The organism is Streptomyces sp. NBC_00631, assembly GCF_045206895.1.
Lineage (GTDB): Bacteria > Actinomycetota > Actinomycetes > Streptomycetales > Streptomycetaceae > Streptomyces.
This window is the reverse complement of the sequence record NZ_CP107734.1, coordinates 4,341,127-4,360,504: the sequence shown is the minus strand read 5'-3', so window position 1 is coordinate 4,360,504 and position 19,378 is coordinate 4,341,127. Positions and strand designations below refer to the sequence as shown.

15 protein-coding genes are annotated in these 19,378 nt (G+C 72.3%); 7 read left to right on the top strand and 8 right to left on the bottom strand.

Features of this window, described 5'->3' with window-relative positions:
- The first annotated feature begins 3 nt into the window (after nt 1-3).
- The 3 genes from OHB00_RS19965 (at nt 4) to OHB00_RS19955 (ending at nt 3,702) form a co-directional block, all read left to right on the top strand.
- Entirely contained in the window at nt 4-924 is a 921-nt protein-coding gene (locus tag OHB00_RS19965) for a carbohydrate ABC transporter permease (protein ID WP_406436250.1), read from the top strand.
- Nucleotides 925-1,093: 169 nt separating this feature from the next.
- Nucleotides 1,094-2,551: a GH1 family beta-glucosidase gene (locus tag OHB00_RS19960; protein WP_406436249.1), complete on the top strand. Its 1,458-nt coding sequence runs from the start codon at nt 1,094-1,096 to the stop codon at nt 2,549-2,551.
- Between the two features lie 95 nt (nt 2,552-2,646).
- The gene (locus OHB00_RS19955) at nt 2,647-3,702 is read left to right on the top strand and encodes a LacI family DNA-binding transcriptional regulator (RefSeq protein ID WP_406436248.1); all 1,056 of its coding nucleotides are present in this window, start codon (nt 2,647-2,649) and stop codon (nt 3,700-3,702) included.
- A gap of 16 nt (nt 3,703-3,718) precedes the next feature.
- On the opposite strand, the gene OHB00_RS19950 is transcribed toward OHB00_RS19955, so the two are convergent.
- From OHB00_RS19950 to OHB00_RS19940, 3 genes are all read right to left on the bottom strand, one after another.
- A complete protein-coding gene (locus OHB00_RS19950; RefSeq protein WP_406445886.1) occupies nt 3,719-3,979 on the bottom strand; it encodes a methyltransferase in 261 nt (86 codons plus the stop codon).
- Complete coding sequence (locus OHB00_RS19945) at nt 3,976-4,770, bottom strand: SDR family NAD(P)-dependent oxidoreductase (RefSeq protein ID WP_406436247.1); 795 nt, start codon at nt 4,768-4,770, stop codon at nt 3,976-3,978. The genes OHB00_RS19950 and OHB00_RS19945 overlap by 4 nt, the downstream gene beginning before the upstream one ends.
- A 110-nt stretch (nt 4,771-4,880) precedes the next feature.
- Nucleotides 4,881-5,456, bottom strand: coding sequence for a TetR/AcrR family transcriptional regulator (locus tag OHB00_RS19940; RefSeq protein WP_406436246.1), 576 nt, complete (start codon nt 5,454-5,456; stop codon nt 4,881-4,883).
- 118 nt (nt 5,457-5,574) lie between these two features.
- Between OHB00_RS19940 and OHB00_RS19935 the strand changes: the two genes are divergently transcribed.
- The 3 genes from OHB00_RS19935 to OHB00_RS19925 all read left to right on the top strand — a co-directional run bounded on the left by OHB00_RS19935 (nt 5,575) and on the right by OHB00_RS19925 (nt 11,349).
- Nucleotides 5,575-8,289 (top strand): ATP-binding protein, encoded by a 2,715-nt coding sequence (locus OHB00_RS19935; protein WP_406436245.1) that lies wholly within the window; start codon nt 5,575-5,577, stop codon nt 8,287-8,289.
- A 109-nt stretch (nt 8,290-8,398) separates the two neighbouring features.
- On the top strand, nt 8,399-9,268 hold the full coding sequence (locus OHB00_RS19930; RefSeq protein ID WP_406436244.1) for an ATP-binding protein: 870 nt from the start codon (nt 8,399-8,401) through the stop codon (nt 9,266-9,268).
- On the top strand, nt 9,265-11,349 hold the full coding sequence (locus tag OHB00_RS19925; RefSeq protein ID WP_406436243.1) for a LuxR C-terminal-related transcriptional regulator: 2,085 nt from the start codon (nt 9,265-9,267) through the stop codon (nt 11,347-11,349). Before OHB00_RS19930 ends, OHB00_RS19925 begins: the two co-directional genes overlap by 4 nt.
- Before the next feature lie 110 nt (nt 11,350-11,459).
- On the opposite strand, the gene OHB00_RS19920 is transcribed toward OHB00_RS19925, so the two are convergent.
- The 5 genes from OHB00_RS19920 to OHB00_RS19900 form a co-directional block, all read right to left on the bottom strand.
- The gene (locus OHB00_RS19920) at nt 11,460-12,293 is read right to left on the bottom strand and encodes an alpha/beta fold hydrolase (RefSeq protein ID WP_406436242.1); all 834 of its coding nucleotides are present in this window, start codon (nt 12,291-12,293) and stop codon (nt 11,460-11,462) included.
- Nucleotides 12,294-12,332: 39 nt separating this feature from the next.
- Nucleotides 12,333-12,812 (bottom strand): cupin domain-containing protein, encoded by a 480-nt coding sequence (locus OHB00_RS19915; RefSeq protein WP_359215540.1) that lies wholly within the window; start codon nt 12,810-12,812, stop codon nt 12,333-12,335.
- 14 nt (nt 12,813-12,826) lie between these two features.
- Entirely contained in the window at nt 12,827-13,816 is a 990-nt protein-coding gene (locus OHB00_RS19910) for an alpha/beta fold hydrolase (RefSeq protein WP_406436241.1), read from the bottom strand.
- Nucleotides 13,817-13,897: 81 nt separating this feature from the next.
- Nucleotides 13,898-14,728 (bottom strand): SDR family NAD(P)-dependent oxidoreductase, encoded by an 831-nt coding sequence (locus tag OHB00_RS19905; protein WP_406436240.1) that lies wholly within the window; start codon nt 14,726-14,728, stop codon nt 13,898-13,900.
- Nucleotides 14,725-15,534 (bottom strand): alpha/beta hydrolase, encoded by an 810-nt coding sequence (locus tag OHB00_RS19900; protein WP_406436239.1) that lies wholly within the window; start codon nt 15,532-15,534, stop codon nt 14,725-14,727. Before OHB00_RS19900 ends, OHB00_RS19905 begins: the two co-directional genes overlap by 4 nt.
- 587 nt (nt 15,535-16,121) lie before the next feature.
- Here OHB00_RS19900 and OHB00_RS19895 point away from each other — a divergent pair.
- Nucleotides 16,122-19,136, top strand: a complete 3,015-nt coding sequence (locus OHB00_RS19895; RefSeq protein ID WP_406436238.1) for a protease pro-enzyme activation domain-containing protein — start codon at nt 16,122-16,124, stop codon at nt 19,134-19,136.
- Nucleotides 19,137-19,378: the final 242 nt, after the last annotated feature.

Here is a 19,378-nt window from a genome sequence, read left to right as displayed (position 1 = left end):
TCGATGACCACGACCAGCCCCACCAACACCGCGCCGGACCTCGACCCGAGGCCGCCGGTCACCGCCCCGGCCAGGAACCGCGTACGGCTCAAGCTCGGCGCCGGGCAGCAGCTCAAGGGCGGCCCCCTCACCTACCTCGCCCTGATCGTCGTCGGCCTGGGCTCGATCTTCCCGCTGTACTGGACGCTGGTGGCCGCCTCGCACGACCAGCAGCGGGTTCTCGACAGCCCGCCGCCGCTGCTGCCGGGCGGCAGACTGTGGAGCAACCTCCAGACCGCCTGGGACCAGGCCAACCTGGGCAAGGCCATCGTCAACAGCGTGATCGTGTCGGGCTGCATCACCGCGGCCACCCTGTTCTTCTGCACCCTGGCCGGCTACGCCTTCGCCAAGATGCGGTTCCGCGGCCGGGGCGCCCTGATGACCGCCGTCATCGCCACCCTCACGATCCCGCCGCAGCTCAGCGTGGTCCCGCTGTTCATGATGATGGCGGACATCGGCTGGGGCGGAAAGCTGGAGTCGGTGATCTTCCCGACCCTGGTCGGCGCCTTCGGTGTCTTCTTCATGCGCCAGTACCTGCTGGAGGCCCTGCCCTACGAACTCATCGAGGCGGCCAAGGTGGACGGCGCGACCAACATCCGCATCGTGTGGAACGTGGTGCTGCCCGCCGCCCGGCCCGCGATGATGGTGCTGGGCATGCTCACCTTCGTCCAGGCGTGGAACGACTTCTTCTGGCCCTTCCTCGCCCTGAACCAGGACAACCCCACCCTCCAGGTCGCGCTCGGCCAGCTCAGCGCCTCCTACACCCCCGACCAGAGCATCGTCATGGCGGGCGCGCTGATCAGCACGCTGCCGCTGCTGCTGGTCTTCGTGATCTTCGGCAAGCAGATCGTCGGAGGAATCATGGCGGGCGCCGTCAAGGGCTGACACCGGACCGTCCCGGCCCGGACCGCCGTCGCCTCGCCCTCGCTCCGTCCCGTCGTACGGCCCGCCTCCCCCGCGGGCCGTACCCGGCCGGGCGCCCCCCCCCAGCAGCAAGACCCTGTCCGACTCCCCCTGCCCCCCTTTCCCACGCCACTTCGGGAGCGTTCTCACCATGACCGCCGTACGAACCGAGACCACTGCCCAGTCGGCCTCCCACACCTCCTTCCCGCCCGGCTTCGTCTGGGGGGCCGCGACCGCCGCGTACCAGGTGGAGGGTGCCGCCGCCGAGGACGGCCGCACCCCGTCCATCTGGGACACCTTCAGCCACACCCCCGGGAAGGTCCGCAACGGCGACACCGGTGACATCGCCGCCGACCACTACCACCGGTACAAGGGCGACGTGGCACTGATGAAGGACCTCGGCCTCAAGGCCTACCGGTTCTCCGTCTCCTGGTCCCGGGTGCAGCCCACCGGCCGCGGGCCCGCCGTCGAGCGCGGCCTGGACTTCTACCGGCGGCTCACCGACGAACTCCTCGAAGCGGGCATCACCCCGGTCGCCACCCTCTACCACTGGGACCTGCCCCAGGAACTGGAGGACGCGGGCGGCTGGCCGCAGCGGGACACCGCGCACCGCTTCGCCGACTACGCCGAGATCATGGCCCGCGCCCTGGGGGACCGCGTCGGCGTGTGGACCACCCTCAACGAGCCCTGGTGCAGCGCCTTCCTGGGCTACGGCTCCGGCGTGCACGCCCCGGGGCGCACCGACCCGGCGGCCACCCTGCGCGCCGCGCACCACCTGAACCTGGCCCACGGGCAGGCGGTCGGGGCGCTGCGGGAGAACCTGCCGTCGACCGCGCAGACCTCCATCACCCTCAACCTGCACCAGGTGCGCCCGCTGACCGACAGCGCCGCGGACGCCGAGGCGGCCCGCCGTATCGACGCGGTCGGCAACCGGATCTTCACCGGCCCGATCCTGGACGGCGCCTACCCCGAGGACCTGCTCGCCGACACCGCGCACCTCGTCGACTGGGCGGAGCTGGTGCACGACGGCGATCTCACCGAGATCTCCCGTCCGATCGACCTGCTCGGCGTCAACTACTACTCCCCGACCGTGGTCTCCGCGGCCGCCGAGGGCGGCGCAGGCACCCGCAACGACGGCCACGGTGCGAGCGACCACTCCCCGTGGACGGGCGCCGGCGACGTGACCTTCCACCTGGCCAACGACCAGCTCACCGCGATGAACTGGGCCATCGACGCGAGCGGCCTGCACACCCTGCTGACCGGCCTCGCGGCCTCGCACCCCGGGCTGCCGCTGATGGTCACCGAGAACGGCGCCGCCTTCGACGACTACGTCTCCCCCGAGGGCCGGGTGAACGACCCGCAGCGGATCGCCTACCTCCACTCCCACCTGGACGCCGTCCGGCAGGCCGTCGCCGACGGAGCGGACGTACGCGGCTACTTCCTGTGGTCCCTGCTGGACAACTTCGAGTGGTCCTACGGCTACTCGAAGCGCTTCGGTGCCGTCTACGTCGACTACGGCACCCAGCGCCGCATCCCCAAGGCGAGCGCACACTGGTATGCGGAGGTGATCCGCCAGAACGCGCTGCCGGCCGGCGGTGAGCAGGGCTGACCCGGCACGGTCCCGCGGAGACGACGGGGCCGGGAACGGCCGGGTCACGGCTGTTACATTCCTGGCCTGAAAGCTGCGAACGGAAGGCGGCGACCATGACGGTCAAGGGTGAGCGGGGCCGGGGCGCCCGGCGGCCGACCCTGGAGGAGGTCGCCGCCCGGGCCGGCGTGGGCCGCGGCACGGTGTCGCGGGTGATCAACGGCTCGCCGCGGGTCAGCGACGCGACCCGGGCGGCCGTCGAGGCGGCCGTCAACGAACTCGGCTATGTGCCCAACACCGCCGCCCGCGCGCTGGCCGCCAACCGCACGGACGCCATCGCCCTCGTCGTCCCCGAGCCGGAGACCAGGTTCTTCGCGGAGCCGTACTTCTCCGACATGCTCAGCGGGGTCGGCGCCGAACTCTCCGACACCGAGATGCAGTTGCTGCTGATCTTCGCGGGCAGCGACCGGGAGCGGGAGCGGCTCGCCCAGTACCTCGCCGCCCACCGCGTCGACGGCGTCCTGCTGGTGTCCGTGCACGCCGACGACCCGCTGCCCGACCTGCTCTCGCAGCTGGACATCCCGGCGGTGATCAGCGGCCCGCGCTCGGCGGAGGAGACGCTGACCTCGGTGGACTCCGACAACTACGGGGGCGCCCGGTCGGCCGTGGAGCACCTGCTGGCCCGCGGCCGCCGTACGATCGCCCACATCACCGGCCGGCTCGACGTGTACGGAGCCCAGCGGCGCGTCGACGGCTACCGCGACGCCCTGCGCGACGCCGGCCGTTCGGCGGACGAACTGCTCATCGAGCCGGGCGACTTCACCGAGGAGGGCGGCCGACGGGCGATGGCCCGGCTGCTGGAGCGCGAGTCCGGCCTCGACGCCGTGTTCGCCGGCTCCGACGTGATGGCGGCGGGCGCCCGCCAGGTGCTGCGCGTGGCGGGCCGCCGTATCCCCGAGGACGTGGCGCTGGTCGGGTACGACGACTCGGCCATCGCCCGCCACATGGACCCGCCGCTGACCAGCGTCCGCCAGCCGATCGAGGAGATGGGCCGCGCGATGATCGACCTGCTGCTGGCCGACATCGCCGACCGGCGTCCGGCCGCCGCCCGGGGGCTGGAGCGCCGGCACGCGGTGCTGCCGACGGCGCTGGTGGCCCGGGCGTCCTCCTAGTTCTTCGGGGGACTGGTCACTTGGTGGCGTGGGCGGCGGTGCGGCCGCCGGTGAGGGGACGGGCCTTCACCTTGGCGAAGCCGGCGTCCCGGAGCCACGGGGTGACCTCCGCGACCGTGTACTCGGATCCGCCCTCGGTGTCGATGAGCATGTTGAGCGACAGCATCAGGCCGTACGCGTTGTGGCGCCGCTCGTCGTCGATCAAGGCGCCGTAGACGATGAGGGTGCCGCCCCCGGGCAGCGCTTCGTAGGCCTTCCGGGTTCTGGTGGGCCTCAGAGCGTCTTGGTCTGGCCGCCGTCGACGAGGGTCTCCGTGCCGGTGATGTTGGCGGCCAGGGGGGAGGCCAGGAACAGGGTGAGGTCGGCGATTTCGCCCGCCTCGCTGATGCGTCCGGACGTGATCCCCATGCTCTGCGGCACGATGACGTCCAGCGCTTCCTGCGCGGTGGTCCCGGCGGCCGCGGCGGTGGCGTCGGCGAAACCGCCCGGCGCGGTCCAGAACGGCGTGCGGACCGGGCCCGGGGCGATGGCGTTGACGCGCACGCCCTGCGGCGCGAACTCCTCGGACAGGGACTTGTTGAGGTTGGTCAGGGCCGCCTTGGCCGCCGAGTAGTCGACCACCATGGGGAACGGCAGCCGGGCGTTGATCGAGCTGATGTTCACGATGGCCGCGTCACCCGCCGCGATCAGATGGGGGAGGGCGGCGCGACTGGCGCGGACGGCGCTGAAGAACGTCAGGTCGAAGATCCGCTGCCAGTCGGCGTCGTCGACCTTGAGGAACGACTCGCGGGGTTCGGCGGCGCCGACGTTGTTGACCAGGATGTCCAGGCGCTGGTGGCGCTCCACGGCCTGCTGGACCAGGGTCTCCGCGCCCGCCGTGGTGGACAGGTCGACGGGCACGATCGTGACGTCGTGGCCGGCCGCCAGGGCGTCCAGCTCGGGGGTGGAGGAGCGGCTGCCGGCCACGACCTTGACCCCCTCGGCGACCAGCTTCTCGACCACGGCCAGGCCGATGCCCTTGCTGGCTCCGGTGACGACGGCGACCTTGCCTTCGAGATGCAGTTCCATGACGGTCCCTTTCTGGATTGATCAATACATAATTACGGTATGACTTCCCGCGCGCAGGCGCGACGCAGGCGTGGGGCAGGCGGGGTCGCCCGTGGTGGTGCCTGTGGCGGTCAGTCCAGTGCGCGCATCGCGACGGACAGGGCGTCCTCCGCGAACTCCCTCCCGGTGCGCGCCTGGCCGACGATGCGGATCCCCTGGATGAAGGTGGTGAGGAACCGGGCCAGTTCCCTCGGATCCTTGTCCGGGGAGAGCTCGCCCCGCACCTGTGCCCGCTCCAGGGCTCCGGCGAGGAAGGACTCGACCTGCCGGACGGCCGCGGTGACGCGGTCCGCCGCCGAAGGCTGCTCGCCGCAGTGCGTGGAGGCGCTGACCACGAGGCAGCCGCGCGTGGGTTCGGCCAGGTCCGCCTCGATCATGGAGGTGAGCACCTTGCGGATCGCGGGCCGGATCCCGGTCGTCCCGTCCAGGGTCTGCTCCAGGTCGCTGCCCTGGAGGGAGGTGTAGCGCTCCAGGCAGCGGACGTAGAGCTGTTCCTTCGAGCCGAAGGCCGCGTAGAAGCTGCCGCTGCCTATGGACAGCTCCCGCAGCAGGTCCTGGAGCGACGTCTCGGCGTAGCCGCGGCGCCAGAACAGGTCCATGGCGCGGTCTGTCGCCTGGTCGACGTCGAATTCCCTGGTGCGTGCCATGCCGGAAGAGTAGCCCACTTTGTGGAATAGTCAATCCATAATGAGGGGCCCGGTCGCGGGGCAGTACCCTGACCTTCCGGACAGACCGAGCCCGGGGGACCCGGCTGATGGGGGGAACGTGGAGCTCGTCGGTCGGGATGGTCAGCTGGATCTGCTGCGCCGGCTGCTGGCCGAGCCGCGGAGCCACGGGAGCGCGGTGCTGGTCCGCGGGGCCCCCGGCATCGGGAAGACGGCGTTCCTCGCCGAGACCGCCGCCCTCGCCGAGGGGCTCGGTCACCGGGTGCTGCGCACCAGCGGTGCCGAGGCCGAGAGCGACATCCCCTACGCCGGTCTGCAACTCGTCCTGCGCCCGTTGGCCGCGGAGGCCGCTGAACTCGCCGTCCCGCACCGGCAGGCGCTGGACACCGCTCTCGGGCAGGCCGAGGCCGGTGTCCCCGACGTCTTCCTGGTCGGCCTGGCCGTCCTCAACCTCCTGGCCGACGCGGCCGCGGTCGCGCCGGTGCTGCTCCTGGTCGACGACGTCCAGTGGCTCGACGACGCGACGGCCAGTGTCCTGGCCTTCGTGGCGCGCCGGGTCGGTACGGAGCCGGTGGTCATCGTGGGAGCCGCCCGCGAGGGTTACCGGTCGCGTCTGGACTCCGACGAACTCACCTCCGTGACCCTGGGCCCGCTCACGGACGGCCAGGCAGCGGAACTGCTGGCGGACCGCGCCCCGGACCTGCGGCCGACCGCGCATCGCCGGCTGCTGGCCGAGGCCGCCGGGAACCCGCTGGCCCTGACCGAGCTCTCCCGCACACTCGGCGCGACGGCCGATCCGCACATGGCCCAGCTGCCGCTCACCGAGCGGCTCGAACGGGCCTTCACCGACCGCCTGGAGACCCTGCCCGACATCACCCGCGGTCTGCTGCGGATCGCGGCCCTCAACGACAGCTCGGCGCTCCCCGAGATCTACCGCGCCACCCGGCTGTTCACCGGCGCCACGGCCGGACCCGCGGAGCTCGACCCGGCGGTGCGCGCCCAGCTCGTCCAAGTCGTCGGCGGCGAACTGCGGTTCGGGCACCCGCTGATGCGGTCGGCGATCCACCAGACCATGCCCACCGGCGTCCGCCACGCCGCACACGCCGCCCTCGCCGCCGTGCTCTGGGAACACCCGGACCGGCAGTTGCGGCACCGGGCCGCCGCGGCCGACGAGCCGGATGAGGCGGTCGCCGCCGCGTTGGAGGACGCCGCTCACCGGGCCGCACGCCGTGGCGGCATCGCGGCGGCCGTCACGGCCCTCGAACAGGCCGCCGCGCTCAGCGAGGACGCCGACCGCCGAGCGGAACGGCTGCTGCGCGCCGCCGACTTCGCCGTCGAACTCGGCCGGCCCGAGACCGTGACCCGGCTGCTGGACCAGGCGCTCACCGGGCCGCTGTCGCGCCGGCAGCACGCCACGGTCGTCTGGCTGCGCGGCAGCTTCGACGAGGGTCTGCACAGCCATTCGTCCGGCGCCAACTCCCTGACGGCACTCGCCGAGGAGATGGCCGCGGAGGACCGGGCGCTGGCGCTGCGGATCCTGTGGAGCGCCGCGCAGCTGTGCTTCTGGTCCGACCCGGGCCCACGGGGCCGCGCAACGGTCCTGCGGGCCGTGGAGCGGCTGGAACTCGACGAACTCGATCCGTGGCGGCTGGCCATCTGCGCCTACGCCGCGCCGGTCGACCGCGGCACCTTCGTCCTGGAGCGTGCCCGGCACGTCGCCCTGAAGGAGGGCGACGACGGCCGCGCCTACCGCATGCTCAGCACCGCCGCGCTCCTCGTCGGCGGCTTCGACCTGGCACGGGGGTTCTCGGTGGCCGGCGGCGCGCCGCTGCGTGCCCAGGGACGCCTGGGGCTGCTGGCCCGGACGGTCGGCGCGGACGCGTGGAGCGCTCTCGTGGTCGGTGACCTCGGCGCGGCGATCGCCGCGACCGAGGAGTCCCGGAGGCTGGCGCGCGAGACCAGCCAGACGATGATGTACGCGCTGATGACCGCCACCGCCGCCAAGCTGGCCGCGTTGCGCGGTGAGGTGGACTCCGCCCTGGCGCTGGCCGAGGAGGCGGAGGAGATCGGCCTGCCGGCCGGGGCCCGTCCGGTGCTGGCCACCGCGTCGATGGCACGCGGGCTGGCCGCGCTGGGCGCGGGCCGGTTCGAGGAGGCCTTCGGCCAGTTCCGCCGGCTGCACGATCCGGCGGATCCCGCCTTCCAGGTCGCCCTGCGGCTGACGGCCGTGGGTGATCTCGTCGACGCGGCGGCGCACTGCGGGCGACTGGAGGCCGTGCGCCCGGTCGTGACGGAGCTGGAGGAGGTCGCCACGGTGACCTCCGCGCCGGTGCTGCACGCCGAACTGCGCCTGGTCCGGGCACTGCTGGCCGCCGACGAGGACGCCGACCCCCTGTTCGCGGGCGCGTTGGGCGCCGACCTCGGCGCCTGGCCGCTGATCAGGGCCCGCACCCACCTGGCCTACGGCGAATGGCTCCGGCGCCGCAGGCGCAGTGTCGAGTCCCGCGACCACCTCCGCGCCGCCCGCGACATGTTCGACGCGCTCGGCGCGATCCCCTGGGGGGAGCGGGCCCGCCGGGAGCTGCGCGCCGCGGGTGAGACCAGCCGCCGCCGGGCCCCGGACGCCCGGGACCAGCTGACCGCCCATGAACTGCAGATCGTCCAGCTCGCCGCCGAGGGCCTGACGAACCGTGAGATAGGTCAGCGGCTCTACCTCTCGCACCGTACCGTCAGCTCGCATCTCCACCGGATCTTCCCCAAGCTGGGCGTGGCCTCGCGCGCCGAACTGCGGACGGTGGTCAGCGCACTGCGTTGACCAACACACCACCGTCACATGACGCTCGCTTCCGCCGGCGCGGCGTTCCTAGCGTTTCCCATGTCAGGACATCGACTGTCAGGACATCGACAAGGGGGGGAGCGGTCCCATGGTGTGGAGCGGCGTCCAGCAGGCATCCGGGCCGCCCATGGTCGGCCGCCACGCCGAACGCGAAGCCATCGGGCGGCTGCTCGACGCGGTACGCGACGGCCTCAGCGGAGTCCTCGTCCTGACCGGCGAACCCGGGATCGGCAAGACCCGGCTCCTTGAGTACGCCGCGGACCGGGCCACGGAACTGCGCGTGGTCCGGCTGACCGCGGCCGAGCCCGAGACCGGTCTCGGCTTCGGCGCGCTGCACCGGCTGCTGCGGCCGTTCCTGAACCGGACGGGCCGGCTGCCCGACCCGCAGCGGGCCGCGCTGGACGCGGCCCTCGGACTGGTTCCGGCGGCGCCCGCGGACCGCTATCTGGTCGGCCTCGCGACGCTGACGATGCTCTCCGAGGCCGCCGCCGAACAGCCGCTGCTGTTCCTGCTGGACGACGCGCAGTGGCTGGACCGGGAGTCGGCCGAGGCACTCGCGTTCACCGCCCGCCGGCTGCATGCCGACTCCCTGGGCCTGATCATCGCCGTCCGGGACGGGCTCGGCGACAGCGGCCTCTTCGCCGCGCTGAACGCGCACTCGGTGACCGGCCTGCCGGAGTCGGAGGCCAGGGCCCTGCTCTCCTTCGGCGCCGGGAGGGTGGACACCACGGTGGCCGACCGGATCGTCGCCGGTACCGGCGGCAATCCGCTCGCGCTGCTGGAGCTGGCCGACGCCCTGGCCGCCGAGCAGCTGTCCGGTATCACCCCGCTGCCCGATCCGCTGCCGGTGAGCCGGCTCCTTGAGGGCCACTTCCGGCGCCTGGTCCACGCTCTGCCGCCGGAGACCAGAACCCTGTTGCTGCTGCTGGCGGCGGCCCCTCGGACGACACGGGCATGATGTGGCGGGCCGCCGGGCGGCTGGGGCTGTCCGCCCGCGCCGCACAGCCGGCGGTCGCCGCGGGAATCCTCGGCCGGGACACGCCGACGTCCTTCCGGCATCCCCTGATCCGCTCGACCGTCTACGCCGGAGCCGAACCCGGCGAGCGCCGCCGGGTACACGCGGCACTGGCCGCCGTCTGCGACCCGGTACGGGACGCCGACCGTCGCGCCTGGCACCGGGCCGAGGCCACCGAGGGCACGGACGAGGGCGTCGCCGACGACCTGGAGGCCGCCTCCGAGCGAGCCCGCTCCCGCGGCGGCTACTCCCAGCAGGCCCTGTTCCTGTCGCGCGCCGCCGACTTCACCGGCGACCCGGAGAAACGGGCTGAGCGGCTGCTCGACGCGGCGCAGGCCCATCTGATGTCCGGTGACGCGTCGGCCGCTGGGACCGCGCTGGACCTGGCCGGCGCCGGCATCCGCGGCCCGGTGATGCGCACGCGCGAGCTGCGGATGCGGGCGACCGCGCAGATGTTCCGGATCGCCGTCGCCGACGTTCCCGCGATGCTGTCGGACGCCGTGACCCGGCTCGGCACCCGGGACCCGCGACTGGCCTGGGAACTGCTCTGTGAGGCGCTGCACGCCGCGCTGGTCGCCCACGACTGTACGCGGGGCACGTCGCTGACCGAGGTCGCGGCGGCCACCGTCGCCGCACGGCACGCCGCGAACTCCGCCGGGCACGCCGCTGGCTTCGCCGGATGGCACGCGAACTCCGCCGGGCACGAAGGGGACTTCGCCGGGCGGGACGCGGGTTCCGCCGGGCACGCAGGGGACTTCGCCGGGCGGGACGCGGGTTCCGCCGGGCACGCCGCGGGTTCCGCCGGGCGGCACGCGGGTTCCGCCGGGCGCGGCCGCGACCTGCTGATGGAGGGGCTGGCCCGGCGCGTGGCCGAGGGCTACGAGCACGGCGCGCCCGTGCTGCGCAGCGCCCTGGACGAGCTGCGGGACGGCGGCGTGATCGGGGACGCGACCAGCCCGTTCGCGGTGATGCTGGTGATGGCCTGCGACGACCTGTGGGACGCTCGGGCCGGACGTGAACTCTCCGACCGCCTGGCGGCGGCGGAGCGCGAGGCCGGCGCGCTGTACGCGCTGGGCATCACGCTGCTGGCCGAGGCGCGCTACGACCTCCTGGACGGACGGTTCGCGCAGGCGGAGGTCCGCTACGCCGAGTTCGACGACATCGTGGCCGCCACCGGCTTCCCCGGCGGCGGAGACATCAACCGGCTCCACCTGTTCGCCCTGACCGGCCGGGAGGCCGAGCTGCGGGCGGCGGTTCGGCGGACCGCGGAGATGAGGAGCATCGGCCTCGGCCTGCACCAGCTGATGGCGCGGCACGCGCTGGCCTCGTTCGAGCTGGGGCAGGGCCACTACCGGCAGGCGCTGCAGCACGCGCGGGCGGTCTACCAGGAGGACCCTCCGACCTGCGGCAACCTCGTGTTACCCCTGCTCATCGAGGCCGGTCTCCGCAGCGGTGACCGGGACGCCGTGGACCGCGCCCTGTCCCGGCTGGAGGAACGCGCCCCGCTCGCCGGTACTCCCTGGGCCCTGGGCACCCTGGCCCTCGGCCGGGCGCTGGCGGCGGACGGCGACGATGCCGAGAAGTCCTACGAGGAGTCGGTCGAACTGCTGGGGCAGGGGCCGCTGGCCCTGGAACAGGCCCGCTCCCGGCTGCTGTTCGGCGAGTGGCTGCGCCGCCGCAAGCGGCGCTCCGATGCCAGGAGGCAGCTGCGCGCCGCGTACGAGAGCTTCGACGCCTCCGGCGCGGTGCCGTACGCCGAACGGGCCCGGACCGAGCTGCTGGCCACCGGCGAGAAGGCCCGCAGGCGGACCGAGGAGGCCAGGTTCGATCTCACGCCGCGGGAACGGCAGGTGGCCTCCATGGCCGCCTCGGGGCTGACCAACGGGGAGATCGCGACGCGCTTGTTCGTCACCGCCTCGACCGTCGAGTTCCATCTGAACAAGGTGTTCCGCAAGCTCGGCATCACCTCCCGGAAACAGATCCCTCGCGCGGTCGGCGAGCCGGGCCCGGGGACCGGGGACTGACCCCGCAGGAACCGGTTCGGGCGGCCGCCGTGTGGGCCGCGACGCGGCTGTCGTTTCTCCGCGGTCGCGGCACCACGGTGCAGGCCCCCGGCGTTGGCCGCGCCGGGTGGCTACTTGGCCAGGAACGCCAGCAGCGCGGCGTTGACCTCCTCTGCGTGCGTCCAGAGCAGGCCGTGCGGGGCGCCCTCGATCTCGACGTACTCGGCCGAGGGCAGCAGCGCGTGGAAGGGCCGCCCGGTGGCGTCGACCGGCAGGATCCGGTCGGCCGTGCCGTGCAGGATCAGCGCCGGTACGTCGATCCTGGCGACGTCGGCGCGGAAGTCGGTGATCCAGGTGGGCACACAGGCCACCGACGCGTACGCCGACGCGCCCGCCGCCACGTTCCAGCTCGCCCGCACGGCCTCTTCGCTGATCCGGCTGCCGAGCGTCTCGTCGAGGTTGTAGAACGCCTCGTAGAAGCCGGTGAAGTAGGCGTAGCGGTCCTTCGTGACCGCCTCCAGGATGCCGTCGAAGACGGACTGGTCGACGCCGCCCGGGTTGTCGTCGGTCCTGACCAGGAAGGGTTCGAGGGACGCGAGGAAGGCGGCCTTGGCGACGCGCTGCGAGCCGTACGTACCCAGGTAACGGCCGACTTCCCCCGTGCCCATGGAGAACCCGACGAGTACCGCGTCGGTGAGGTCCAGCTCGGTCAGCACCGCGTGGAGATCGGCGGCGAAGGTGTCGTAGTCGTAGCCCGTGGTCGGCTGCGACGACCGGCCGAAGCCGCGCCGGTCGTAGGTGATGACCCGGTGGCCCGCGTCGAGCAGGGCCGGGAGCTGCTTCTCCCACGAGTGGCCGTCCAGCGGGTAGCCGTGGATCAGCACGACGGGCTGCCCGCTTCCGTGGTCCTCGTAGTACAGCTCGATGCCGGCGGAGTTCTCCTGGCCGACGGTGATGTACGGCATGTCGTTTCCCTTCGTGTGCTCGGTGGACCGGCGGGCGACTCACAAGGACGGCGGCGGTCCGGTGACGCGCAGGTGGAAGGCCTCGGCGGAGGCCACGACCGCCCCGAGATCGAACTCGGGCGGCAGGTCCCCGGCCTCGGCCACCGGGGTGCCGTTGGCCCTGAAGTACTCCTCGATGCAGGCCGGGCTGAACAGCACCGCTATCCGCGCCCCCTCGGGCGAGCGCACCAGATAGCTGTGCGGCACCCCGCGCGGCCCGTACGCGACCTGCCCGGGCACCAGGTCGTGGCGCTGGTCGCCGACGAAGAACGTCACCTCGCCGTCGAGGACGAACCAGACCTCCTCCTCGTCCTCGTGGACGTGGTGCGGGGGTGCGTGGCCTGCCGGGTCGGCGAACTCCATCAGACTGAGCCGGTTGTCGGTCGCGGTGCCGGGAAGCAGGATCCTGGCCTGGCCGCCGAGGAACCAGAAGGGTTCGCGCTCGGGAGTCGGGCCGAAGGTCGGGAAGAAGCCGGTCATTTTCGCTCCCGAGGTCATCGTCGGCCGTCCAGGAAATGCAGCAGCATGTCGGTCATCTCTTTCGGGTGCTCCTCGTAGATCCAGTGGCCGGAGTCGGGGACGACGGCCGGAGTGACGTGGGTGGCGTAATGGCGCACCTGCTTCGCGACCGACGAACCGAGGCTGCCGTCGGCACCGATCGCGAGGACCGGCATGGTCAGGGGCTTCTTCTGGAACCGCGCGTTGTCGGCGATGTCCTGGGGGAACGTCCGGAACCACGCGAAGCTCGCCTCCAGGTGGGCGTAGTCGCGTAGGTAGGAGGCGAAGACCGCGAGTTCGTCCGGGGTCAGGGCGTCCTTCTTCACGGCGATGCCCCGCATGAAGCCCGACGTCCAGGTCAGCTCGCGGCCCCGGATCAGGCTCTCCGGGAGGCCGGTCCGCAAGGAGAAGAAGCCGAAGTGCCATGCTCCGGGGCCCTGGGCCGTCAGCGCCGGGTGCTGGTAGATGTCCGCGTCCGGGATCGGGGCCTCGCTGAGCACGAGCTTCCTGACGCTGTGCGGGTACTGCGCGGCGTAGGCGTACGCGACCATCGTGCCGATGTCGTGGCCGACGACGTTCACGTCCTGGTCCTTGCCGAGCGATACCAGGAGCGCGTGCAGCGTGGCGGCCATCGTCTTCTTGTCGTAGCCGGACGCCGGGGCGTCACTGCGGCCCGCGCCGGGCAGGTCCGGCGCGATGACGGTGTAGTGCCTGGCGAGCGCGGGCATGATGCCGTGCCACTCGTACCAGGTCTGCGGGTAGCCGTGGATCAGGACCAGGGCCGGGCCGTGGCCGCCGATGACGTAGTCGATGCCGGTGCCGGCGACCCGGGTCCTGTGTTCACTGAAGCCGGCGGGAATCCGCTCGCCGGCCGGCGTGGCCGACTTGTCGGAGGCCGCGGCCGTGAGGGTGGTCGAGCCGAGGCCGACGGCCAGGGCGAAGACCGCGGCCGCCAGGCGGCGGGATCTGGACAGGCGGAATCTCACGGATCTCTCCAAGGGACGCGAGGGGAGGTGAGGGGAGGTGAGGCGCGGCGGGCCCGGCGCCCGCCGTGCCGTGACGGCCGGTCAGAGGGACTCGACGAGGCCGCCGTCGATGACGAAGTCGGCGCCGGTGATGTTCGCCGCCCTGGGACCGGCGAGGTAGAGCACGAGGTCGGCCACCTCGGACGGCCGGGTGAAGCGGCCGGTCACCGACTGGCCCGCCGCGCCGCGGGCCACCTCCCGGGGGTCGACGCCCCGGGACCGGCCGACCGTGTCGGCGACACCGCCGGCGCCCTGCCACAGCGCCGTCTCCACCGGGCCGGGACCGATCGTGTTCACCCGCACACCGCGTGGCCCCACCTCCTTGGACAGGGCCTTGCAGAAGTTGGTCAGCGCCGCCTTCGCCGCGCCGTAGTCGATGACCAGCGGGTCCGGCAGCCGTGCGTTGACCGAGGAGACGGTGACGACACGTCCCGCGCCGGTGGCGAGCAGGTGCGGCAGCGCGGCCCGGGTGGTACGGACGGCGGCCATGAGGTTGACCGTGAGCGTCCACTCCCAGTCCTCGTCCGTCACGCCCAGGAAGCCGTCGACCCGCGGCCGCACCGCCCCGACGTTGTTCACCAGGACGTCGACACCCCCATGGAGCGCCACGGCCTCGGCGACCAGCGTGGCCGGACCGTCGGGCGTCGCGAGATCGACCTCCACGACGGTGAGTTCAGCACCCTGCTTCACGAGCGTGTCGAGGACTTCGGTACGTTCCCTCGAACCCGCGACGACACGGGAGCCGGCCGCGAGGAAGGCCTCGACGACGGCCAGCCCGATACCGCGCCCGGCGCCGGTGACCACGACGGTCTGTCCGGCCAGGCCCGCGTCGGCACCGGGTGCTGTGGCGGCCGGGGACGGCCGGGAGGTCATCGCCCGGTCTCCGGAGCGTGCTGCCGCAGCCAGGTGAGAACCGTGTCCGCGACCTCGCGCCAGCCGCCGTCGATCGTCAGGGAGTGCCCGCGGTCGGGGAAGTTGATGATGTCGGTGACGGCCTCGGAGTGCCGGTACTGCTTGAGGGTGGCCCGGGTGACGACCTCGGGCACCGTGTGATCCTTGCCGCCGGAGATGAGCAGCAGCGGGCCGCGTCCGCTGTTCTTCGTGTCGACCTTCGCCGGCGAGTGCGGGTTGAAGTTGGCGGAGGCGGCCTCGTACAGCGGCTTGCCCGGCGCGGGGATGGTCCAGCGCTCGTACAGGGCCGCCGATTCCTCCTCGGCGATGGCGTTGCCGAACGCGAACCGGAACTGCTCCGCGGTCAGGGAGACCGACCGGCGCTTGTTGGCCGGGTTCTTGAAGACCGGGAGCGTCGCCTTCAGCGCGGACAGCGGCAGGGGCAGGACGCCCTTGATCTGTGCGGCGTCGATGGCGACCGCCGCGGCGGCGCGGTCCTGGCCGAGCAGCTTCTGCGCGATCATCCCGCCGAACGAGTGACCGATCACGACGGGCCGCACGGGCAGGGCCTCGATCAGGGCCGCGTAGTGCTCGACGACGTCGTCGATGCCGTGGCCGGCGATGCTCTCGGGGTTCTGGCGCGCGTCCTCGACGGTGTCGGGGTCGCCGGGCCACCCGGGCGCGGAGGGGGCGTAGCCCTCGTCACGGAACCTGTCGATCCACGGCTGCCAGGAGGTGCTGTGCAGCCAGAGTCCGTGGATGAAGACCACGGGTACGGGCACGGTCATGGCTGGGCCTCTCTTGTCGGTGTCCTGACCCGGCATGCCCACACGAAACCGGGAACCCCGGTGCTCTCGCACCGGGGTGGCACCCCAGTGGCTCAGGGGAGCGGAGCAGGCGATGGCCGAGGCCGGGAGCGGGTGCCCCCGGGGAGCGCCGCGAGGATGGCGGACACGGCGGGCCTCGCAGCAGGAGTGCCAGACCTACATCGGCTCGAACCAGGCGCTGGTCAGCACCCTCGACTCCGACGGCGGACGGCGGTGCGCTGCCGACGCTCAGGCCTCTGTCAAGCGCTTCGAGGCGCCGTTGCTGCTGTCAGAACACGGGAGGACGGGGCGCGGGCGTCCTGAAAAGGCCGGCCGGCGTGCGACGCGCACAGGCTTGCCTGGCTGCCGTGGCGTAAAGATCAGCTCATGGTTCCCGCGCGAACAGAGACAGTAACTGTCGTGACCTGATAAGAAATGCGCACACTTCGGTTAAGAGGGATAGCTCCTGCACGCCTCGTGACGTGGATGCGCCTGTCGGCCCGAGTGACGCTTCGACCACCGTCACAGCCATGGATGTGACGGTGCGTCAGTTTTTAGGAGATTTCTGCATGGCCAAGAAGGTCCACGCCGCGCCGGGACGTCCCGGGCACGCGGCAGTCACGACCGGCAGACGGGCCAGGGCGATCGTGGCGGCCTCCACCGCTGCTGTCGCCCTCATGGTTGTCACCGCGACCGCCAGTGGCGCGGTCGCCCAGGGGGGAGCGGCCGGATCGGACGCACCCAAGCGAATAGGCGCGGCCCCGCGGGTCCCGGCGGGGGCGACGGTGACCGGCGCGACCGCGTCGGGAACCACGCTGCACCTCAGCGTGAACCTGGCCCCGCGTGACCCGCAGGCGCTGGCGGACTTCGTCACCGCGGTGTCCACACCGGGGAACGCCCAGTACCACCACTACCTGGCCAAGGGGCAGTTCGCCTCGGTCTTCGGTCCTACGCGGGCCACCATCGCGGGAGTCTCCCGGGTGTTGAGGTCGGCAGGTCTCACTCCCGGCAAGGTCAGCCCGGACGGCCTGTCCATCCCGGTCACCGCCACCGCCGCGCAGGCGTCCCACGCCTTCGGCACCGGCTTCCGCGACGTCAGGCTCAAGGACGGCACCACCGACTACCTCAACACCTCGGCCCCCTCGTTGCCCGCGAACGTGGCGTCCTCGGTGACCGGGATCGTCGGCCTGAGCAGTGTCAACACCGTCAGCAGTCACCACTCCGCGGTGCGTCGCGCAAGCAGGCACAGCTCTGCCACCGCCGCCGTCTCCGGACGCAGTTCGCGCACGTTGGCCCCCCACACGTACACCCCGGCACTCTGCGCCGACTTCACCGACTCGGGCCTGACCGACGGTACCGACTACTACAGCCCCGGCAAGCTGGCCGGCGCCTACGGGATGACCAGCTCCGCCACCGCCGGTGCGGGGCAGACCGTGGCCGTGTTCGAGTTGGAGAACGTCGACGCCGGCAGCATCGCCGCGTACCAGTCCTGCGTCGGCACCAGCACCTCGGTGTCCAACGTGTACGTCGACACGACGGCAGGGGCCGGCGCACCGGCCACCGACGGATCGGTCGGCGTGGAGTCGGCGCTCGACATCGAGGACCTGATAGGCCTGGTGCCCGGCGCCGCCGTCATCGACTACCAGGGGCCGGACGCCGAGTCCGCCACCGACCAGAACGTCCTCGACGTCTACCAGCGGATGGTCACCGACGACCAGGCGCAGGTCATCTCCACCAGTTGGGGTGAATGCGAGGCGGTCGAGAGCAGCGCGACCGCGAATGCCGAGAACACCGTCTTCGCGGAGGCCGCCGCCCAGGGCCAGAGCGTCGTCGCCGCCTCGGGCGACGACGGCTCCAGCGACTGCTACCGCGCGACCGGCTCCACGGCCAAGGCTGTCGACGACCCGGCGAGCCAGCCCTACGTCACCGGTGTCGGCGGCACCACGATGACCACCTCGGGCAGCACCACGACCCAGACGACGTGGGGCAACGCCTCTGGCGGTACCGGTGGCGGCGTCTCCTCGCGCTGGGCTCCCGTCGTCTACCAGGGCGGTGTCGCCACCACCAGCAAGCGTGCCGTTCCGGATGTCTCCGCTCTGGCGGACCCGGCCGACGGGTATCCGATCTACTTCCAGGACGACAGCCAGTCCTCCAGCCCGGTCCCCGGCCTCGTCGGCGGCACCAGCGGTGCGGCTCCGACCTGGGCCGCCGCGATCGTCCAGGCCAACGCCGGCTCGGCCTGCCAGGCCAACGGCCAGGTCGGCTTCCTCAACAACGCCCTCTACAAGGCGGCACGGAGCAGCTACCCGACGGACTTCTGGGACGTCACCAGCGGCGACAACTCCGTATACGCCTCCGGCTACACGGCGGCGGCCGGCTACGACGAGGTGACCGGTCTGGGTTCGCCCAAGGAGGCCGGCCTGACCACCGCCCTGTGCGCGGCCAAGGGCACGGCCGCCACGGGCGCCTCCACCTTCCACCCGCTCAGCAGCCCCAAGCGCCTGCTGGACACCCGCAACGGCACCGGCTGGGGCCTCAGTTCCATCCCGACCACGAAGCCCCTGGTCGCGGGCGGCACCGCCCCGGTCAAGATCGAGGGAGCCGGGGGGATCCCCAGCAGCGGCGTGACCGCTGTCGTGCTCAACCTCACGGTCACCGGCACCACCGGAGCGGGTTCGTTGATCGCCTGGGCCGACGGCACCAGCAAGCCGTCGACCAGCAACCTCCACTGGACCGGCGCGAGCCAGACCATCGCGGCCTCGGCGACCGTCAAGGTGGCAGGCGACGGCGTGGTGGACCTCTACACGAGCAGCACCACCCACCTGATCGCCGATGTCCAGGGCTACTACACCAGCGGCACCACCGGCTCGAAGTACACGGCACTGACCCCGGCCCGCCTGCTGGACACCCGCTCCAAGGTCGGCATCTCCACCACCACCAAGATCTCCAACAAGGTGATCAGCCTCAAGGTCCGCGGCCATGGGGGCGTGCCCACCGCCGCCACCTCCGTGGTGCTCAACCTGACGGCCACCCAGACCGTCGGCGGCGGCTACCTGGAGGCCTACCCCGAAGGCGCCACCCGCCCGACCGCCTCCAACGTCAACTGGTCGGCCACCGGGACCACCATTCCCAACCTGGTGGTGGTGCCGATCGGCAGCGACGGCAACGTCAGCATCTACGTCCACGGCACCAGCCACGTGATCGCCGACGTCTCCGGCTACTTCTCCACCAGCGGCGCGGCCTTCCACACGGTCACCCCGCTGCGCCTGCTGGACACACGTCAGACGACGGCGCTGGGCGCCGGCAAGACGCTGGCACTGCAGATCTCGGGGCGTGACGCCATCCCGTCCACCGGCGTCAAGGCGGTCGTGCTGACCGTCACCGTCACCGGCACCACCGGCAGTGGATACCTCACCGCCTGGGCCGACGGCGGCAGCCGTCCGACGGCCTCCAACCTGAACTGGGCGGCGGGCAAGACGATCGCCAACCAGGTCATGGTGCCCGTCGGCTCCGACGGCAAGGTGGACTTCTACACGAACAGCACCACCAACGTGATCGCGGACGTGGCCGGCTACATCGGCTGACGCCCACCGACGACACGACCGCGATGCCCCGCCGACCATTCCGGCCGACGGGGCATCGTTGCACTCAGGGATGCGTGTGCTGACCGTCCAGCCGGTCGGGACCGGCCGAGGCGGCCACGGCAGGGGCCGTCTCGGCCGACCGGACGCGAAACCGCACAGCGGGCGGCTGCCACCACGTGCGCCGTGCCGACCGGCTTCACGTCGTGCTGCCCGCTCGGGGCCGCCCAGCTCCTGTGGTTCCC

Bases quoted from the DNA above. Each gene is read 5' to 3' on its own strand.
- OHB00_RS19965 (WP_406436250.1), top strand. From the start codon at position 4: ATGACCACGACCAGCCCCACCAACACCGCGCCGGACCTCGACCCGAGG.
- OHB00_RS19960 (WP_406436249.1), top strand. From the start codon at position 1,094: ATGACCGCCGTACGAACCGAGACCACTGCCCAGTCGGCCTCCCACACC.
- OHB00_RS19955 (WP_406436248.1), top strand. From the start codon at position 2,647: ATGACGGTCAAGGGTGAGCGGGGCCGGGGCGCCCGGCGGCCGACCCTG.
- OHB00_RS19945 (WP_406436247.1), bottom strand. From the start codon at position 4,770: ATGGAACTGCATCTCGAAGGCAAGGTCGCCGTCGTCACCGGAGCCAGC.
- OHB00_RS19940 (WP_406436246.1), bottom strand. From the start codon at position 5,456: ATGGCACGCACCAGGGAATTCGACGTCGACCAGGCGACAGACCGCGCC.
- OHB00_RS19930 (WP_406436244.1), top strand. From the start codon at position 8,399: ATGGTGTGGAGCGGCGTCCAGCAGGCATCCGGGCCGCCCATGGTCGGC.
- OHB00_RS19925 (WP_406436243.1), top strand. From the start codon at position 9,265: ATGATGTGGCGGGCCGCCGGGCGGCTGGGGCTGTCCGCCCGCGCCGCA.
- OHB00_RS19920 (WP_406436242.1), bottom strand. From the start codon at position 12,293: ATGCCGTACATCACCGTCGGCCAGGAGAACTCCGCCGGCATCGAGCTG.
- OHB00_RS19915 (WP_359215540.1), bottom strand. From the start codon at position 12,812: ATGACCGGCTTCTTCCCGACCTTCGGCCCGACTCCCGAGCGCGAACCC.
- OHB00_RS19905 (WP_406436240.1), bottom strand. From the start codon at position 14,728: ATGACCTCCCGGCCGTCCCCGGCCGCCACAGCACCCGGTGCCGACGCG.
- OHB00_RS19900 (WP_406436239.1), bottom strand. From the start codon at position 15,534: ATGACCGTGCCCGTACCCGTGGTCTTCATCCACGGACTCTGGCTGCAC.
- OHB00_RS19895 (WP_406436238.1), top strand. From the start codon at position 16,122: ATGGCCAAGAAGGTCCACGCCGCGCCGGGACGTCCCGGGCACGCGGCA.